Annotated in this window: 17 protein-coding genes; 6 read left to right on the forward strand and 11 right to left on the reverse strand. The window is 67.8% G+C overall.

Features of this window, described 5'->3' with window-relative positions; genetic code table 11:
• Positions 1–13 precede the first annotated feature (13 nt).
• On the reverse strand, positions 14–775 hold the full coding sequence (locus ABTV10_RS20495; protein WP_499029812.1) for a MerR family transcriptional regulator: 762 nt from the start codon (positions 773–775) through the stop codon (positions 14–16).
• Between the two features lie 89 nt (positions 776–864).
• Complete coding sequence (locus ABTV10_RS20500; RefSeq protein WP_499029813.1) at positions 865–1815, reverse strand: AurF N-oxygenase family protein; 951 nt, start codon at positions 1813–1815, stop codon at positions 865–867.
• 243 nt (positions 1816–2058) lie between these two features.
• On the opposite strand from ABTV10_RS20500, the gene ABTV10_RS20505 reads away from it, so the two are divergent.
• The gene (locus ABTV10_RS20505) at positions 2059–2634 is read left to right on the forward strand and encodes a DUF7822 domain-containing protein (protein ID WP_499029815.1); all 576 of its coding nucleotides are present in this window, start codon (positions 2059–2061) and stop codon (positions 2632–2634) included.
• On the opposite strand, the gene ABTV10_RS20510 is transcribed toward ABTV10_RS20505, so the two are convergent.
• The 4 genes from ABTV10_RS20510 to ABTV10_RS20525 form a co-directional block, all read right to left on the reverse strand.
• The gene (locus ABTV10_RS20510; RefSeq protein ID WP_433606999.1) at positions 2635–2928 is read right to left on the reverse strand and encodes a DUF2516 family protein; all 294 of its coding nucleotides are present in this window, start codon (positions 2926–2928) and stop codon (positions 2635–2637) included.
• A gap of 101 nt (positions 2929–3029) precedes the next feature.
• Positions 3030–3875 carry a heparin-binding hemagglutinin gene (locus ABTV10_RS20515; RefSeq protein WP_433607001.1) on the reverse strand — a complete coding sequence of 282 codons (846 nt, stop codon included), beginning with the start codon at positions 3873–3875 and terminating at the stop codon, positions 3030–3032.
• Complete coding sequence (locus tag ABTV10_RS20520) at positions 3868–4350, reverse strand: helix-turn-helix domain-containing protein (RefSeq protein WP_499029818.1); 483 nt, start codon at positions 4348–4350, stop codon at positions 3868–3870. Before ABTV10_RS20520 ends, ABTV10_RS20515 begins: the two co-directional genes overlap by 8 nt.
• 103 nt (positions 4351–4453) lie before the next feature.
• Positions 4454–5800, reverse strand: a complete 1347-nt coding sequence (locus ABTV10_RS20525) for a DUF445 domain-containing protein (RefSeq protein ID WP_499029821.1) — start codon at positions 5798–5800, stop codon at positions 4454–4456.
• A gap of 116 nt (positions 5801–5916) precedes the next feature.
• Here ABTV10_RS20525 and ABTV10_RS20530 point away from each other — a divergent pair, with 116 nt between their 5' ends.
• From ABTV10_RS20530 to ABTV10_RS20545, 4 genes are all read left to right on the forward strand, one after another.
• Positions 5917–6645 carry a TetR/AcrR family transcriptional regulator gene (locus ABTV10_RS20530; RefSeq protein ID WP_499029823.1) on the forward strand — a complete coding sequence of 243 codons (729 nt, stop codon included), beginning with the start codon at positions 5917–5919 and terminating at the stop codon, positions 6643–6645.
• 51 nt (positions 6646–6696) lie between these two features.
• Positions 6697–7041: a DUF4873 domain-containing protein gene (locus ABTV10_RS20535; RefSeq protein ID WP_499029825.1), complete on the forward strand. Its 345-nt coding sequence runs from the start codon at positions 6697–6699 to the stop codon at positions 7039–7041.
• 73 nt (positions 7042–7114) lie between these two features.
• Positions 7115–8488, forward strand: coding sequence for an ABC1 kinase family protein (locus ABTV10_RS20540; protein ID WP_499029827.1), 1374 nt, complete (start codon positions 7115–7117; stop codon positions 8486–8488).
• Positions 8489–8527: 39 nt separating this feature from the next.
• On the forward strand, positions 8528–9391 hold the full coding sequence (locus ABTV10_RS20545; protein WP_499029829.1) for a polyphosphate kinase 2 family protein: 864 nt from the start codon (positions 8528–8530) through the stop codon (positions 9389–9391).
• A gap of 16 nt (positions 9392–9407) precedes the next feature.
• Here ABTV10_RS20545 and ABTV10_RS20550 read toward each other — a convergent pair whose 3' ends face one another.
• Both ABTV10_RS20550 and ABTV10_RS20555 read right to left on the reverse strand, forming a co-directional pair.
• On the reverse strand, positions 9408–9629 hold the full coding sequence (locus tag ABTV10_RS20550; protein ID WP_499029831.1) for a hypothetical protein: 222 nt from the start codon (positions 9627–9629) through the stop codon (positions 9408–9410).
• Between the two features lie 99 nt (positions 9630–9728).
• Positions 9729–10769, reverse strand: coding sequence for an NAD(P)-dependent alcohol dehydrogenase (locus ABTV10_RS20555; RefSeq protein ID WP_499029833.1), 1041 nt, complete (start codon positions 10767–10769; stop codon positions 9729–9731).
• A 186-nt stretch (positions 10770–10955) separates the two neighbouring features.
• On the opposite strand from ABTV10_RS20555, the gene ABTV10_RS20560 reads away from it, so the two are divergent.
• Positions 10956–12446 carry an endoglycoceramidase I gene (locus ABTV10_RS20560; RefSeq protein WP_499029835.1) on the forward strand — a complete coding sequence of 497 codons (1491 nt, stop codon included), beginning with the start codon at positions 10956–10958 and terminating at the stop codon, positions 12444–12446.
• Between the two features lie 73 nt (positions 12447–12519).
• Here the strand turns inward: ABTV10_RS20560 and metE are convergent, their stop codons facing one another.
• The 3 genes from metE to aceA all read right to left on the reverse strand — a co-directional run bounded on the left by metE (position 12520) and on the right by aceA (position 17201).
• Positions 12520–14808 (reverse strand): 5-methyltetrahydropteroyltriglutamate--homocysteine S-methyltransferase, encoded by a 2289-nt coding sequence (gene metE / locus ABTV10_RS20565; protein ID WP_499029837.1) that lies wholly within the window; start codon positions 14806–14808, stop codon positions 12520–12522.
• 115 nt (positions 14809–14923) lie between these two features.
• Positions 14924–15820, reverse strand: a complete 897-nt coding sequence (locus ABTV10_RS20570; RefSeq protein ID WP_499029839.1) for a 3-hydroxybutyryl-CoA dehydrogenase — start codon at positions 15818–15820, stop codon at positions 14924–14926.
• A 91-nt stretch (positions 15821–15911) separates the two neighbouring features.
• Complete coding sequence (gene aceA / locus ABTV10_RS20575; protein WP_433607023.1) at positions 15912–17201, reverse strand: isocitrate lyase; 1290 nt, start codon at positions 17199–17201, stop codon at positions 15912–15914.
• Between the last annotated feature and the right edge of the window lie 344 nt (positions 17202–17545).

Consider the following 17545-nt stretch of genomic DNA (forward strand, 5'->3'; position numbering starts at 1 on the left):
CACTCCCCTGTTCCTAGCCGGCGCGCGTCGAGTCCGTCTCGGGCGCAACCTGTTCCAGCTGACTCGCGGCCTTCCTGAGCGCCTTCGAGATCTGTTCCTCCATCGCCTCCGCGAAGAGGGCGTGCACCGCGTCGTGCGCGAGCGGGCGCACCTGGTTCACCAGGGCCGCGACCTCCGACACCTTCGCCTCGTCGAGTTCGAGGGTTCCGCCCTCGGGGGCGAGGTAACGGTCGGACACGAGTTCGACGAAGCGGGCGGCGACGTCACCGAGATCGCGGCGCACCGCCTCGGTCTGCTCGAGGATGTCGGACAGCGGCACGCCCGCGTCGACGAGCACCTGCGCGGCCTCCATGAGCCGCGGATTGGCCACCGAGTAGTCCTTACCGGCCTTCGCGAGGACTCCGAGCCGGGTCCCGAGGGCGATGTTGGCCTCGGTGGTCTGGTCGCCGAACATGCGGCGCAGCTCCGCCAGGGTGAGCTTCGCGGCGCGGCGGTACTTCTTCCAGCGCCCGCCCGGGTCGTCGGTTTCGAGGACGTCGCGCACCTGCAGCCCGTACTGGGCGGCGGTCAGCAGCTCACTGATCGTGGCGAAGGTGTAGCCGCGGTCGAGCATCCGGCCGATCAGGTTGAGCCGCGCGAGATGCGATTCGTTGTACCAACCGGCCCGGCCCTCTCGGCGCGGCGGCGGAAGCAGGCCCCGATCCTGGTAGACCCGCACGTTCCGCACACTGACGCCGGCCTCGCGTGCGAGGTCGTCGATGCGGTACTCCTTCATGTTCCGCCTTCCCCACTGGAACCGCGCCGGCGTCAGCGGTTCCGGCGCGGTCGACGGCGTGGGAAATTCTATCGCGGTGAGGGTGGGCACTAGATGATGTGCGCTCGGCGCAACAGCAGCTTCGACGGCCCGCCGATCAGGCCGCACTCGTCGAGGAACTCGATCGTCTTGCGGGAGCCTTCGCGGATCATCGCGTGGTAGTGCTCGTTGGTCTTCGCCGCCCGCTTGGCCTCCTCGACGTCCAGGCCGGCGGCGGCGTAGACCTGCTCGTTCACCAGGCACGTGACGATGAAGTACGCGGACGATCCGAGGACGAGCCGCTGGTAGGCGAGCTTGCGCCGCGAGAGGTTCTGCACGCGGCGCACCGTCTCCTCGCGGGCGAACTTGATGTGCCGCGCCTCCTCGAGGACGTGGATCTTGCTGACGGTGCGGGTGATCGGCTGGACGCGCTCGTCCTTCATGAAGTCGCGCTGCATCATGTCGAGGATCTCCTCGGCGAACAGCGTGCCGCCGTATGCGAGGGAGCCCGACGCGGTGGCCTTGAACAGGCGGGCGGCGTTCAGGATCCACTTCCTGGGCCGGTATGACGGGATCCCGAACCGCTGCGCCGAGCGAGCGAACATCGTCGAGTGCCGGCACTCGTCGGCGATCTCGGTCAGCGCGAACTGCACATGCGGCGTCGACGGATCGTGCGAGTAGATGTCGCGCAGCAGCATCTGCATGAGGATCATCTCGAACCAGATGCCGGTGCCGGCGATACTCGCGGCCTCGTGCTTGGTGAGCGTGATCCGCTGCTCCTCGGTCATCCGATCCCACAGTTCGGTTCCGTACAGGCTGCACCACTCCGGGGTCATGCCGTACCGGTCCTCGGGAATCGGGGCCTCCCAGTCGACCTCGACGAGCGGGTCGTACGACTTGCGGGCCGCGGAGGCGAGCAGGCGCGACGCGGTGTCCTGCCGGTCGCCCACCCGCGTGTGCCGAGACGGTCGGAGCGCCGCGCCGGGCTCCCCGCGATGGGCGTTCGGATGCGTGATCGACATCGTCAACTCCTGCTCGGCCGGACACTCGACGTATCGCGTTCACCACAGGTCAAGGCCCGAAAATCGGAGGCAGATCGGGCCCGTTCCAAGCCCGAATCGACGATAACACTGTCACAATGACCGTTGTCAAGGTTTATCTGTAACTTCGCGTCACGCCACAGGGCCGATCGGCATCCGGGCGGCACCGATGGCAGTCTCGGTCACGACCGGGTCAGCCCGGCCCCCTCGACAGGAGAGACGAACGTGGCCAACCGCAGCTACCTCTACACCACTTCCTTCGCCCCGGACTCCGATGCGGCGCGCACCCCCACCGACCGCATCTCCGGCATCTCGGAGTGGGCCTACGCGATTCCGTTGGTCTTCCGGATTCTGGTTTCGGTGGACCCGCGCCCCTGCCGGTCGCTCATCTGGGACCACCCCGACGCGATGGCGATCAGCGGACGATGCGGCCCGGGGATCGCACGGCTCGAGCAGTTCCTGGCGCGCATCGACCACCCGGCGCTCGGCTCGGCGGCGGACGACGCCGTCGCCTTCCTGCATGCCCACGCCGAACCCGACGGCTACTTCGTCCTCGAGTGCGCCGAGATCTTCGACATGGACGACGAGCCTCTCGACGAGAGGAACGCGCGAGAGATCGACAAGCTCGGCGAGATCGACACGGAGATCGAGGCGGCCCTGGCCTGCCTCGCACCCGCCAAGCCGAACTTCTGGCAACGGCTCTTCAAGCCCGCACCCGCGAGCATCGAGGCCCCCATCCGGGAACTCGGCCTGGGCTACTGGTCCGACACCCTCTACTTCGACCTCGGCAACCGGCGCTAGCTACCAGCGCGGTCCGCGCTGGATGTCGTCGACCCGCGGGCGGACGTCGACGAGGTAGACACACACCGCCACCACCGCGATGAGCCCGAGCATGTGGACCGGCCCGAACAGGAAGATCACCAGCAGGGACGCGACGAGGATGCCGAGCCAGATCGGCTTGGTCAGCTTGTCCACGGCCGTGAACGCGTCCTTGCGCTGGCGCACCGCATGGAAGACCGCGAACACTGCCGCAGCGAGTGCGAGCAGCTGCAGCGCGAACATGATCAGACCGGTGATGCCGTGAACGTTGAACACGTCTCCATCCTACGAACCCGATGGCGGAACGCGCAGGCCCCCGCGCAACGGAGTGCGCGGGGGCCTGTCCCCGATGGTGGGTGCGTGCGATCAGTTCCCGATCAGCTGGTGGCCTTCTTCGCCGGGGCCTTCTTCGCGGCGGGGGCCTTCTTGGCCGCCGCAGCCGTGGTCGTACCGGCGGGTGCAGCCTTCTTCGCGGGGGCCTTCTTGGCGGCCGGCTTCGCGGCCGGCGTGGCCTTGGGGGCGGCGGCTTCGACGCGGCCGGCGGCGGCCTCGGAGGTCGCCTCCGCCCGCTCGCCGGCGGCCTCGACCCGGCTGGCGACGGTGTCGCCGGTCTCGGACAGGCGCTCGGCGACGTTGTCGCTGGTCTCCGACAGCACGACGGCGGCCTCGTCGGCGACGTCGCTGATGCGGCCGGCGGCGCGACCGGCGAGCTTCGCAGCCTGCTCCCCGACGGCACGCGTCTGACGCGCGACGGTGCCGAGGGCCTCCTCGGTCAGCTCGACGGCGTCGCCGAACGCGGCCTCGGCGCGCTCGATCTGCTCCTCGACGGCGGGCTGTCGGCGGATGCGCTCGACGGCCTCCTCGCCGCGCTCGGCGAGTGCGACGTACAGGTCGGACGCGACCTTGAGGTAGGCCTCGGCGACCTTGCGGAGCTCCTCGGCGGTGAACCGCTCACGCAGCTCGGCGAGCTCCTCGGGAAGCTCGGACGGCAGCGCGGCGAGCCGCTCGCGCAGCTGCTCGACGCCCTCGGACACCTCGCCCGGCAGGTTCGCCCAGCGCTCGCGGGCCTCGTCGATGCGACCGGACACGTCGGTGTTGGCGCTCTCCGTGCGTGCCCGCACCTGGGAGACGACGTCGGCGACGGCCTGGACGACCAGGTCACCGGTGCCGACGGCGGCGTAGAACGGGGTTTTCACGTTCTCGATGAACTTCGGATCAGTCATTCTCGGATCTCCTGTCGAGTAGATCTGTGATCTCGTGCTCTTCTTCGTCCGAGGCGGCCGTACCCCCCGGGGCCTGATCGGCGGTTTCGGACTGTTTCGGGTCGTTCTCCCGACGGAACGACTCGTAGATCTCGAGCAGCACCTGCTTCTGGCGTTCGGTGATGGCACCGTCGGCCAGCAGAGCGTCCCGGACCGGGCTGTGCGGGCGCTTCTCGAGGATCCCGGCCTGCATGTACAGAACCTCGGACGAGACCCGGAGCCCCTTCGCGATCTGCGCGAGGACGTCGGCGGACGGCTTGCGCAGCCCCCGTTCGATCTGACTCAGGTAGGGATTGCTGACACCGGCGAGTTGAGCGAGCTGACGCAGTGACACCTGCGCCGCTTCCCGCTGGGAACGAATGAAACTGCCGATGTCCTGGGCGGCGCCGGCGACAACTCGTGCCGCACCGCTCATGTCGTCGGGCTCGTCGACCATCAGTACTCCCTGTTCTGTACGCAAATCCCACGGTAGAACAGGGTGCTAACTATTGCAAGCACTCTTGTTAGCGCGTGACCGGGGCCACGCGGAACCGGCCCGATCAGGCGAACAGCAGCTCCGAGATCGTGTAGATCGCCAGGCCGGCGAGGGCGCCCACAACGGTGCCGTTGATGCGGATGAACTGCAGGTCCCGACCCACCTGGAGCTCGATCTTGCGGCTCGCCTCCTCGGCGTCCCAGCGCTGCACCGTCTCGGTGATGACCGCGGTGATCTCGTCGGTGTAGTTCTCGGCGACGTACCGCGTGCCCGACAGCAGCCAGCCGTCGACCTTGCCGCGCAGGTCGGCGTCGTCACGCAGCCGCACCCCGAGGTGCACGACGTTCTCGGCGATCTTGCGGCGCAACGTGCTGCTCGGGTCGTCGACCGATTCCATGATGAGCCGCTTGGCCACCCGCCACGTCGCGGCGGCGAGCCCGGTGATCTCCTCGCGTCCCATGATCTCGGCCTTGATCGCCTCGGCCTTCGCGATGGTCGCCGGATCGTTCTGCAGGTCGTCGGCGAAATCGATCAGGAACCGGTTCGCGGCGAGCCGCACCTCGTGCTCGGGGTTGGACCGAACCTTCCACGTGAACTCGACCAGTTCGCGATAGATCTTCTCGCCCAGCATCGCGTCGACGAACTTGGGCGACCACGACGGCGAGTCCCGGGTGATGATGCGGTCGATCGTGTCCTGGCTGTTCAGGGCCCACTGGTGGGCGCGCTCGGCGAGCAGGTCCAGCAGCGGCAGCTGACGGTTCTCGCGGAGCAGTTCGGCCAGCACCTTACCGATCGGCGGACCCCAGTCCGGCTCCGCGATCCGCCGGACGATGGTGTTGTCGATGATCGCGGTGATGTCGTCGTCCTCGAGGACCTCGACGACGCCCCGCAGCAGCGTCGAGGTTTCCGCGGCGACGCGCTGCGCGTGTGCGGGTTCGGCCAGCCAGGTCCCCACCCGCAGCGGGATCTGCGCGTTCTCGACCTTGGCCGAGACGACGTCGGGGGCGAGGAAGTTGTCGCCGACGAAGCTGCTCAGGCTCTCGCCCAGCTGGTCCTTCTTGCGCTTGATGATTGCGGTGTGCGGGATCTTGAGCCCGAGCGGATGCCGAAACAGTGCGGTGACCGCGAACCAGTCGGCGAGCGCGCCGACCATGCCGGCCTCCGACGCGGCGCGGACGTACCCCACCCACGCCCCGGCGCCGCGGGTCTCCTGCCACCGGCAGAACAGGTAGACGACGGTCGCGAAGACCAGGAATCCGGTCGCGACCGCCTTCATCCTCCGCAGCTCGCGGCGCTTGGTGGCGTCGTCGAAGACGCCGGCGAACGCCGAGGGGCCGGCGGGCCCCGACGACCATGGCCGGGTCCGGCGCGTGGGCTGCACGGGTGACTGTTCGGACTGCACGGGCTGCACACCCGACATTGTGCCGAAATCCGTGATCGGACCGCGGAGATAGACCTCACTCCCGCCCGGCGCGCCGATTAAGCTGATCTTCTGGATCAACACCGAACGGATGTGGCGAAAACACAGTGCCGAAGCAAAGCGCAGATCTGCAGCAGACAACCGAAGAGACGACCGCCAAGAGCGAGAAGCCCGACGGCCGCAAGCGTCGCTGGCGCGAGCACAAGATCGCCCGCCGCGAGGAGCTCGTCGATGGCACCATCGCCGCCATCCGCGCGCGTGGCCGCGACGTCGGAATGGACGACATCGCGTCGGAGATCGGCGTCTCCAAGACGGTGCTGTACCGGTACTTCACCGACAAGAACGACCTCACGAGCGCGACGATGATGCGCTACGTCGAGACGATCCTGGCGCCACGCATGTACGAGGCGATCGGCGAGGATCTCGACGAGTACGACCTCACCCGCGTCGCGATCTCCGCGTACGTCGAGACCGTCGCGGCGGATCCCGAGGTGTACCTGTACGTGATGGCGAACAGTTCGGGCCCGAACCGCGACGTGGTCGCCGACTCCGAGCGCATGATCGCCGAACTACTGGCGACGGTCCTCGGCGAGCGGCTGCGCGGCATGGACATGGACTCGGGCGGCTCGGTGCCGTGGGCGTACGGCGTCGTGGGCGCGGTGCAGTTGGCGACGCACTGGTGGATCTCGAATCAGTCGATGTCCACGGATGACCTCATCGACTACCTGGTGATGATGACGTGGGGCGGCATCTCCGGCATCGCAGCCTCCAACGGTTCGCCGTCGCGGTTCAAGTCGGTGCCGCACCCGCTGCGCGAGCAGCCCACCGCAGACTGAACCCACCGGCACAACTCTTGTGTAACTGTTCGTAACAGGTATTCTGGTGGTGTGACTGACTTCACCGACGAGCGCGACGAACCGGACGGATATCGGGGCCCCGCCCACGTCACCGTCGGGCAGCAGCCGCCGGTGATCGTCGACGTCGAACTGTCCGGCAACTTCGAGCCGATCAGCGGCCGTTTCGTGTGGCGCGGACGAGTACGGGAGCTGACCCGGGCCCTCGGCGGTGGCGTCGACCCGACCGCGGGCGCCGAACTGACCGTCACGACCCCGCACGGCTCCGGAGTGGCACGGGTGAGCGGCACCGACCTGTGGGGCAGCCACATGGTCGACGGCGTGACCCGTCCACCGTTCCGGACGCTGGAGGACCCAGAGGACCTGGGGCTCATCTAGTGTGACCCGCGGCACGCAGCCGCAGCCCAGCCCACGCCGCAGTCGTCGTCACTGCCCGCACCGGAGGTCCTCGTTGGCCGACAAGGTTCCCACCTCCCGCCTCGTGCGCGGTTCCAAGCTCGGACAGGTCGCCGCGGGCCGGGCCATCCGCAATGCCGGCACCAGGGTGTCGATGATCGGTCGCTCGGAACAGGTCCGGGCCCGGCTGGCGGAGAAATCGGCGATCGCCGCTGCCGACCAACTGGTCACCGTCCTGGGCGGCATGAAGGGCGTGGCGATGAAGCTGGGCCAGATGCTGTCGATCCTCGACCTCGACCTGGTGCCCGACGAGCATCGAGAGGACTTCCAGCGCAAGCTGGCCGCGCTGCGCGACCAGGCGCCGACGACATCGTTCGACACGATGCGCGGCGTCATCGAGGCCGACTACGGACGCCCGCTCTCGGAGGTGTTCGCGGAGTTCGATCCCGAGGCTGTCGCGGCCGCGTCGATCGGCCAGGTGTACCGGGCCCGGCTGCACGACGGTCGTGATGTCGCGGTCAAGGTGCAGTACCCGGGCATCGACGCCGCGATCCGCGCCGACATGAAGAACCTGACAATGTTCCTGAAGATCTGGAAGTCGACGGTTCCGACGCTGTCCACCCCGGCGCTACTGGGCGAACTGCGGCTGAACTTCGAGGGCGAACTCGACTACGAGCGCGAGGCCCGCACCCAGCACGAGATCGCGCGACTGTATGCCGACCATCCCTTCATCGCGGTCCCCGACAGCCTCCCGCAGCTGAGCACCCGGCGGGTGCTGGTGAGCGAGTTCTTCGACGGCACCGGGTTCGCCGGGATCCGCGCGCTCCCCCAGCCGGAGCGAAACCGCATCGGCGAGATCATCTTCCGCTTCTACATCGGGTCGCTGTACCGATACCACGAGTTCTGCGGGGATCCGCACCCCGGCAACGTGCTGCTCGGTGCCGACGGCCGCGTCGGCTTCGTCGACTTCGGGCTGTTCAACCGGATGGACCCACAGCACGTCGAGTTCGAGAAGCTGTGCCTGCGCGCGGCGACCGAGGGGCGCCGGGACGACCTGTACGCGCTCATGGTGCGGCGCGGCGTCATCGCCCCCGACGCCGACGTGACACCCGACGAGTGCCTGGAGTACGTCTACGCCGCGGCCGAGTGGAATCTGGTGGACGAGGAGATCACGATCACCCCCGACATGGCCAGCACCGGATTCCTGCTCGCGATCGATCCGCGGGCGTCGGACTTCTCGGGCATGAAGGGCCAGAACCTGCCGCCCGAGCATCTGTTCTCCCGCCGGGCCGATTTCCTCACGTTCGGCGTGCTGGGGCAACTGGACGCCGGCGCCAACTGGCACCGCATCGGTCGGGAGTGGGTGTACGGAGAGCCGCCGGCGACCGAACTCGGTGTCGCCGAGGAACACTGGCGCCGCGCCCGCTGAATGCTTCCCGGCCCCCGACCGCTGTGGCACAGTCGGTGCATGGCAGCGGACGGGCACGACGAACTGTGGAAGACGCCGGCGGTCGAGGCACTGCGCGCCGGACCGCACACGAAGGTCGCGAAGATCGATCCCAAGGCGACGCCCGGATTCGTCGGCAACAAGGCCGACGGTGAGCGTCTGCTCGAGGAGCGCGGCGCGGCGCTGTCCGCGCTGCAGGAGAAGCTCTACGCGAACGGCCGCTCGGGCGACAAGCGTTCGGTGCTGCTGATCCTGCAGGGCATGGACACCGCCGGCAAGGGCGGCATGGTGCGGCACGTGATCGGACACGTCGATCCGCAGGGCGTCGACCACGCCGCGTTCGGGGTGCCGACGCCCGAGGAGAAGCGTCACCACTACCTGTGGCGCATCAACAAGGCGCTGCCCCGCGGCGGCCAGCTCGGCGTCTTCGACCGGTCGCACTACGAGGACGTCCTGGTCGTGCGGGTGCACAATCTGGTGCCGCCGGACGTGTGGAACGGCCGCTACGAGGAGATCAACCAGTTCGAGCGCGAACTGGTCAACAACGGGACGACCCTGGTGAAGGTCGCGATGTTCGTCTCGCTCGACGAGCAGAAGCAGCGGTTGGCGGAGCGGCTCGAGCGTCGCGACAAGTTCTGGAAGTACAACCCCGGCGACGTCTCGGAGCGGGCCCTGTGGCCGCAGTACCAGGAGGCGTATCAGGCCATGCTGGACAAGACGTCCACCACGCATGCGCCGTGGTACGTCGTGCCGTGTGATCGCAAGTGGTACAGCCGAATCGCGGTGACGGAGCTGTTGATCGACGCGCTCGAGCAGCTCGACCTGGACTGGCCACCGGCCGAGTTCGACATCGAGGTCGAGAAGGAGCGCCTGGCCCGGTCGTGACCTCGACGTCGGCGGCTCAGAGCATGTGCGGCGTGCTGTGGTGCACCTTGTGATCGTGGTGGGTGACGCCGCCGAAGATCGCTGCGGCCAACGCGAACGAGCCCAGCGACACGAGCCCGGCGATCACCGCCCAGCCGGCGAAGCCGCCACCGGCGGCCACCAGGAACAGTCCGAGCGTGGTAATGCCGACGAGGGCCAATCCGTATCCGGCCCATCCGGCGAAGTCGTTGACGGTCATTGCGACTCCCTCCTCGAACGCGACGCGTAGAGGTCCGTGCCCTGACGCTACGCCGCACATGCCTGGTACGCGAGAAACCGACCGGTCGAGGCCGCCCGGTCAGAACGTGGCGGCGTCGATCACGAACCGGTAGCGCACGTCGCTGTCGACGACGCGGTCGTAGGCGTCGTTGATCCGGTCCGCGGGGATCAGTTCGATCTCGGCCCCGATGCCGTGCTCGGCGCAGAAGTCCAGCATCTCCTGGGTCTGCGGGATGCCGCCGACCAGCGATCCGGCGAGGCTGCGGCGGTTCTTGAGCAGCGAGAATCCGCGCACGCTGATGGGGTTCTCGGGCAGGCCCAGTTCCACCAGGGTGCCGTTCACGGCGAGCATCGACAGGTACCGGTCCATGTCGAGGTTGACGGAGACGGTGTTGAGGATCAGGTCGAACGCGCCGCGCAGCGCCTTGAATGTCTCCTTCTCGGAGGTGGCGTAGTAGTGGTCGGCGCCGAAGCGCAGGCCGTCGTCCTTCTTGCTCAGCGACTGGCTCAGCACGGTCACCTCGGCGCCCATCGCGTGCGCGATCTTGACGCCGACGTGGCCGAGGCCGCCCATCCCGACGATCGCGACCTTCTTGCCGGGCCCGGCGCCCCAGTGCGCGAGCGGCGAATACAGGGTGATGCCGGCGCACAGCAGCGGTGCCGCGACGTCGAGGTCGAGGCCGTCGGGCACCGACAGCACGAATTCCTCGTCCACCACGATGTGCGTGGAATAGCCACCGGCCGTGCGCTTTCCGTCACGTCCGACGGTGTTGTAGGTGTCGACGACGCCGTTCTCGCAGTACTGCTCCTCACCGGCCTCGCAACTCGGGCAGGTGCGGCACGAGTCGACGAAGCAGCCGACGCCCACCCGGTCCCCTACCGCGTGCCGGGTGACCTCGGAGCCGACCTCGGCGACGATTCCGGTGATCTCGTGGCCCGGCACCACCGGATACGAGGTGCCGCCCCACTCGTTGCGGGCGGTGTGGATGTCGGAGTGGCAGATGCCCGCGTACTTGATCTCGATGAGCACGTCGTGGGGGCGGACTGCACGGCGTTCGATGGTGGTCTTCACGAGGGGTGCGTCGGCGGAGGTCGCCGCGTAGGCGGAAGCGGTAAGCATGCGTCCATGCCTACCCGGTACCCCGGAACACACGCAACGGAGGGGCCGCGAACTCCACGGACGAATCGGACCGTTCCACCCGAAATCGCCCGCCCGCTCGATTCGTCCGCCTAACATCGCCGCAACTGAACACATGTCCACATTTCTGCCCGGATCTTGCTCACACGACGCGAACCGAGGGATCGAATGTGTCAACACCGTGTCTTGCTCGCCGCCGCGATTGCCGCGTTCTCACTCGTTGCCCTGCCGACCGCAGCAGCAGCACCGCCGCCCGCCCCGATCACGGCGCTGCGCGCCGATGGCACCAGCCTCGTCGACGGCTACGGCCGCACGGTGCTGCTGCACGGGGTGAACAACGTCGACAAGGAACCGCCGTATCTCCAACCGGGAGACGGGCTGACGGTCACCGCGGCGGACGCCGATCTGCTGGCAGGACACGGCTTCAACACCGTCCGCCTCGGGGTCTCGTTCGACGCCCTGATGCCGGACCGTGGCGTCGTCGACACCGCATACCTCGACCGGGTCGCCGGCGTCGTCGACGTGCTGGCCGCCCGGGGCATCCACGTGCTGCTCGACAATCACCAGGACGGTCTCTCGAAGCCGTGGGGCGGCAACGGTTTCCCGGCGTGGGCGATCGAATCGCGACCCCAGTCGTGGGAACCGAATCCCGGGTTCCCGATGTACTACCTCGTGCCGAGCATGAACGCCGGCTGGGACGAGGTGTGGGACAACACGCACGGCGCGCTCGACTACCTCGGCACCGCGCTGGCGGCGCTGGCCGAGCGGGTGGAGGGAAAGCCGGGCGTCTTGGGCATCGAGCTGATGAACGAGCCGTGGCCCGGGTCGATGTTCTTGTCGTGCTTCCCGAACGGCTGCCCCGAGTTCGACGCGAAGTACCAGGCGGCGCTGCAGAAGCTGACCGACCGCATCCGCCAGGCCGATCCGAACATCCCGGTCTTCTGGGAGCCGAACGTGACGTGGAACGAGACGATGCCGACGCACCTGGGTCAGCCGCCGCGCACCCCGGCGATCACCGGCCCGAACATCGGCTTCGCTCCGCACGACTACTGCATCCCGAGCCAGCTCGCGATCTACCTGGGCCTGCCCCGGGAACTGCGCTCCTCGTGCACGGCGCAGCAGGCGCGCACATGGGACCATGTCGACTCGTTCACCGGGCGGGCCGGGATCCCCACGTTGGTCACCGAGTTCGGCGACGGTGACGCCACCGTCCTCGCCACTACCCTCGCCCGCGCCGACGAGCGCTTCATCGGCTGGCAGTACTGGCACTACTCGTCGACGCCGGGATCGGATCCCTTCCTCGGCGACGTCGGCCGCCAACTCGTCCGCACGTTCCCGCAGGCCACCGCGGGCCAGCCCGGGCGCATGATCTTCGATTCCGGCAACGGAGACTTCGCGTACCGCTACACGCCGCGGGCCGCGACCAGGCCGACCGAGATCTTCGTCTCCGACCTGCACTACCCGGACGGCTACGAGGTGCGGGTGGAGGGAGGCCACATCACGTCGGCGCCGGGCGCCCGGATCGTGACGGTCGTCGCCGACGGCAGCAATCCCGTCACCCTCAAGATCAACCGGCCCGGATCACCGGGAGTCGACGTGCCCGACGGGCCGATCGGCACCGGCTCGGCCGCCGGGTCCACCGGGTCTCTCGGGTCCTGACGCACCTGAAAACAGCTCACCGGGACCGGATCCGCAGACGATCCGATCCCGGTGAGCCGGTCGACCGGCGTGCCTACCCCTGCGCGGCACGCCGCCGCAGTCGCCGAGCCGCCGCGACCAGGTTGCGCAGTGACGGCTCGAGCTGCCAGTAGTGGCGGGTCTTGAGTCCACCGTCGGGGTTCGCCCACAGGCGGTCGAGGTCCACCGATTCGGCGGCCTCGGTCAGCAGGGCGTCGAGTTCGTCGATGTCGGGGATCCGCGCCGAACGGCTCTCGTACACACCGGGTCCGACGCCGTGGGTGAGCGCCTTCTCCTTGATCGCGTCGAGCACCCAGCCGATCGATCGGGTGGCGACGATCGCCGTGACGTCGGCGTCGAGCCGCTCGATCGCGTCGACCACCGACCGCTTGCCCGAGTACGTCAGATGCGTGTGGATCTGGGTCTGCGGCTTCGCACCGCCCGTGGCCAGTCGGAACGCGTCGACCGCCCAGTCCAGGTATTCCTTGTGCCCGGTCTCGCGCAGCGGCAACAGTTCCCGGATCGCGGGCTCGTCGACCTGGATGATCGCGATGCCCGCGGCCTCGAGGTCGGCGATCTCGTCGCGGATCGCGAGCGCGAGCTGGTCGGCGGTCTCGTGCAGCGGCTGATCCTGGCGCACGAACGAGCGCGCCAGCATCGTCACCGGACCGGTGAGCATGCCCTTGACCGGCTTGTCCGTGAGCGACTGCGCGTACGCGATCCACTCGACCGTCATCGGCTTGGGACGACGGATGTCGCCGTACAGCACCGGCGGACGCGTGCACCGCGAGCCGTACGCCTGCACCCAGCCGTTGTGGGTGAACGCGTACCCCTCGAGCAGTTCCGCGAAGTACTGCACCATGTCGTTGCGCTCGTGCTCGCCGTGGACGAACACGTCGAGGCCGATGTCCTCCTGCAGCGCAATGGTCTTCGCGATCTCGTCCTGGATGCGCTTGTAGTACTCGTCCCAGTCGAGCCGCCCCTCGCCCAGATCGTAACGGGCCTGCCGGATCTCGTTCGTCTGCGGGAACGATCCGAGCGTGGTCGCCGGCACGGGAGGCAGGTTCAGCCGCGCCTGCTGCGCGATGCGCCGCTCCTCGTACGGTGCGCGGACCCGATCGGATGGGGTGATCGCGTTGACGCGTGCCCGGACGTCGTGCTTCTGCTTGAAATGCACCGACGTCGGCTTCTTGCGCCAGCGCTCGGACGGCCCCTCGGTGAGCGCCTTCGCCAGCGAGACCACCTCGCCGACCTTCTGCTTCGCGAACGCGAGGCGGTCGGCGACGTCGCCGGGCATGTCGTACTCCATGAGCACGTCGTACGGGACGTGCAGCAGCGAGCACGACGTCGACACGACCAGGTCGGGGGTGACGTCCTTGATCTGGTTCAGGTAGGTGAGCGTGTTGAACCGGTCCACCCGCCACACGTTGCGGCCGTCGACGATGCCGGCGTAGATCCGCTTGCGCCTGATGCCGGGGATCTTCGCGAGTTCCTCGGCCGTGATGCGGCCGTTGACCAAGTCCAGACCCAGCGCCTCGACCGGCGTCGCGGCGAGGATCGGGAGCGCCTCGCCGAGATGGCCGTACGGCCCGGTCACGAGAATGCGCGGACGCAACGGGGCGTGTGCGAGCTTCTGGTACGCACGCCCGAGTGCCTCGAGTTCCTCGGGGGCGCGGTCCTCGGTAAAGCACGGCTCGTCGAGCTGCACGCACGTCGCGCCGGCCTTGGCGAGCTGCGCGAACAGCTTCTCGTACTCCGGCAGCAGCTTGTCGAGCAGGTCGAGCGTCGCGAATCCCTCCTGTGTGGAGCCGGGGGCGATCTTCGACAGCAGCAGCAGCGAGACCGGTCCGAGCACCACCGGACGCAGTTCGATGCCCATCGCCTTCGCGCGCTCGAACTCGTCGAGCAGCGTGTCCGAAGACAATTCGAACGTGGAGGTCTCGGACAGCTCGGGCTGGCGGTAGTAGTAGTTGGTGCCGAAGAACCGCACCAGCTCGAGCGGCGGGAAGTCGGGCCGGCCGCGAGCCATCGTGAAGTAGAAGTCGAGCGGGTCGAGCTCGCTCTCGAGTGGGGTGAACCGCTCCGGGACCGCGCCGAACAGCAGCGCGTTGTCGAGGACGTGGTCGTAGTACGAAAACGTGTTGCCGGGGACCTGTGTCAACCCGGTGGCGGCCAGCTCGCTCCAGGTCTGCTCCTGCAATTCCTGTGCGACGGAGACGAGTTCGGCCTTGGTGCCCGTCCCGTGCCAGTAGGCCTCGAGGGCCCGCTTGAGTTCGCGACGGGGCCCGATGCGCGGGTAACCGAGGACGCTGGATCCGTACCCGGCGGTGTTTGCGGCGGACATTCGGATCGACCTTTCGCTTCAGCGCCTGGAGCCCGTGCGCCTTTTCCGCAGCCGAGAGCGCGGAGAAGGCGCACGGGCGCCGAGGAGCGGGCTTGGTGTTGCCGTGAAGTGCCGGCTAGCTTGCCTTCTTGGTGACACGGCCGTTGTCGGCATATTCGTAGAAGCCGGCACCCGACTTCTTGCCGACGAGCCCTGCCTCGACCATCCGCAGCAGCAGTGGCGGCGCCGAGTACAGCGGCTCCTTGAACTCCTCGTACATCGAGTCGGCGATCGACTTGACGGTGTCAAGTCCCACCAGATCGGTCAGCGCGAGCGGACCCATCGGGTGCGCACATCCGAGCACCATCGCCTTGTCGATGTCGTCCTTGGTGGCGAACCCGGATTCCACCATGCGAATCGCCGAGAGCAGGTACGGCACCAGGAGGGCGTTGACGACGAAACCGGAACGGTCCGCCGAACGCACGACCTGCTTGCCGAGCACCTCGCTCGCGAAGGTCTCCGCCCGCTCGGACACGGCCGGGCTGGTCTTGAGAGTGGTGACCAGCTCGACGAGCGGGAGGACGGGCACCGGGTTGAAGAAGTGCATGCCGATCACGCGCTCAGGCGCCTTGGTGGCGATGCCCAACTTCATGATCGGGATGGACGAAGTGTTCGATGCGAGCACCGCGTCCGGATCCGTCACGATCTGGTCGAGTTCGGCGAAGATCTCACTCTTGATCTTCTCGTCCTCGACGACGGCCTCCACTACGAGCTGCCGGTCTGCGAAGTCGCCGAGATCGGAGGTGAAGCGCAGCCGCCAGGCCGCCTGCTCCCGCTCACGCTCGGTGATCTTGCCGCTGCTCACGCCGCGATCGAGCGAGCGGAGGATGCGCGAACGTCCCGCCGCCGCAAGCTCGCGGGTCTGCTCGAACACCAGCACGTCGACGTGTGCACGAGCGCACACCTCGGCGATTCCCGAACCCATGATGCCGGCGCCGATCACGCCGACGCGCTGAATCTTTTCGCTGGTCACGTCAGCTCCTTTTCGGAAGTGGAGGTCGGATCCCCGGGAGGGATCAGCGTGGAGGACACCCCGCCGATCCCTCCCCGAGAGGTCGAGGGGACTAGTGGAACTGGCCCTCTTCGGTGGAGCCCTTGAGGGCAGCCGTGGAGGTGTTGGGGTCGACGGTGGTGGCGATGCTGTCGAAGTAGCCGGCGCCGACCTCACGCTGGTGCTTGATGGCGGTGAAGCCGCGCTCCTCGGCAGCCTTGAACTCGCGCTCCTGCAGGTCGACGAAGGCGGTCATGCCCTCGCGGGCGTAGCCGTGCGCCAGGTCGAACATGCCGTAGTTGAGCGAGTGGAAGCCGGCCAGGGTGATGAACTGGAACTTGAAGCCCATCGCGCCGAGCTCCTTCTGGAACTTCGCGATGGTCGCGTCGTCCAGGTGCGCCTTCCAGTTGAAGGACGGCGAGCAGTTGTACGCCAGCAGCTGGTCCGGGAACTCGCTGCGGACGGCCTCGGCGAACTTCTTGGCGACCTCGAGGTCCGGCACACCGGTCTCCATCCAGATGAGGTCGGAGTACGGCGCGTAGGCCTTGGCGCGGGCGATGCAGGGCTCGATGCCGTTCTTGACGCCGTAGAAGCCCTCGGCGGTGCGGGTGCCGTCGAGGAACTCACGGTCACGCTCGTCGACGTCGGAGGTCAGCAGCGTGGCGGCCTCGGCGTCGGTGCGGGCGATGACGACCGTCGGGACGTCGGCGACGTCGGCCGCGAGGCGAGCCGAGGTCAGGGTGCGGATGTGCTGCTGGGTGGGGATGAGCACCTTGCCACCGAGGTGGCCGCACTTCTTCTCCGACGCGAGCTGGTCCTCCCAGTGCGAACCGGCGACGCCGGCCGCGATCATGGCCTTCTGCAGCTCGTAGACGTTGAGCGCGCCACCGAAGCCGGCCTCACCGTCGGCGACGATCGGGGCGAGCCAGTTGTCGACGGAGGTGTCGCCCTCGACCTTGGCGATCTCGTCGGCACGCAGCAGCGCGTTGTTGATGCGGCGCACGACCTGCGGCACCGAGTTGGCCGGGTAGAGGCTCTGGTCCGGGTAGGTGTGACCGGAGAGGTTCGCGTCGCCGGCGACCTGCCAGCCGGACAGGTAGATGGCCTTGAGGCCCGCGCGGACCTGCTGCACGGCCTGGTTGCCGGTGAGGGCGCCCAGCGAGTTGATGTAGTCCTCGTTGTTCACGAGATCCCACAGGATCTCGGAGCCGCGGCGGGCGAGGGTAGCTTCCTCGACCACGGTGCCCTGCAGCTTGACGACCTGCTCGGCCGTGTAGTTACGGGTGATGCCCTTCCAGCGCGGGTTGGTGTCCCAATCCTTCTGGATCTGCTCTGCGGTCCTCGGGGTGCCGGTGGTCGACATCGAAAGCTCCACTTCTTCTCTGCTGCTTCGACCGGTACGGCTGTACTGCTTCACACCGTTGCCAGGCCGATCGGATGTACATGCCGACAATGGCACACGTGAAAACCCGCGTCTACCTGTAGCTAATGCCAACCTTCGCTATGTTTTCAGATCAATCTGCAAAGCTTGCAAATTATTTGACAGCCAAGCAGTTGCTTGGGCTACTGATCAGTAGGGCGGTTAAGTTACCCGCAAGTAGGCCTCTACCTCGGGGTTAGCGTGAAATCCGGACACGCCCGCCGAACGTGAATCGGACACGTGACGAGGGTCTCGACGGGGCGCGCCTTCACACGCCGTGGACATGC

The organism is Paraburkholderia sp. RHO2, assembly GCF_050955445.1.
Lineage (GTDB): Bacteria > Actinomycetota > Actinomycetes > Mycobacteriales > Mycobacteriaceae > Prescottella > Prescottella agglutinans_A.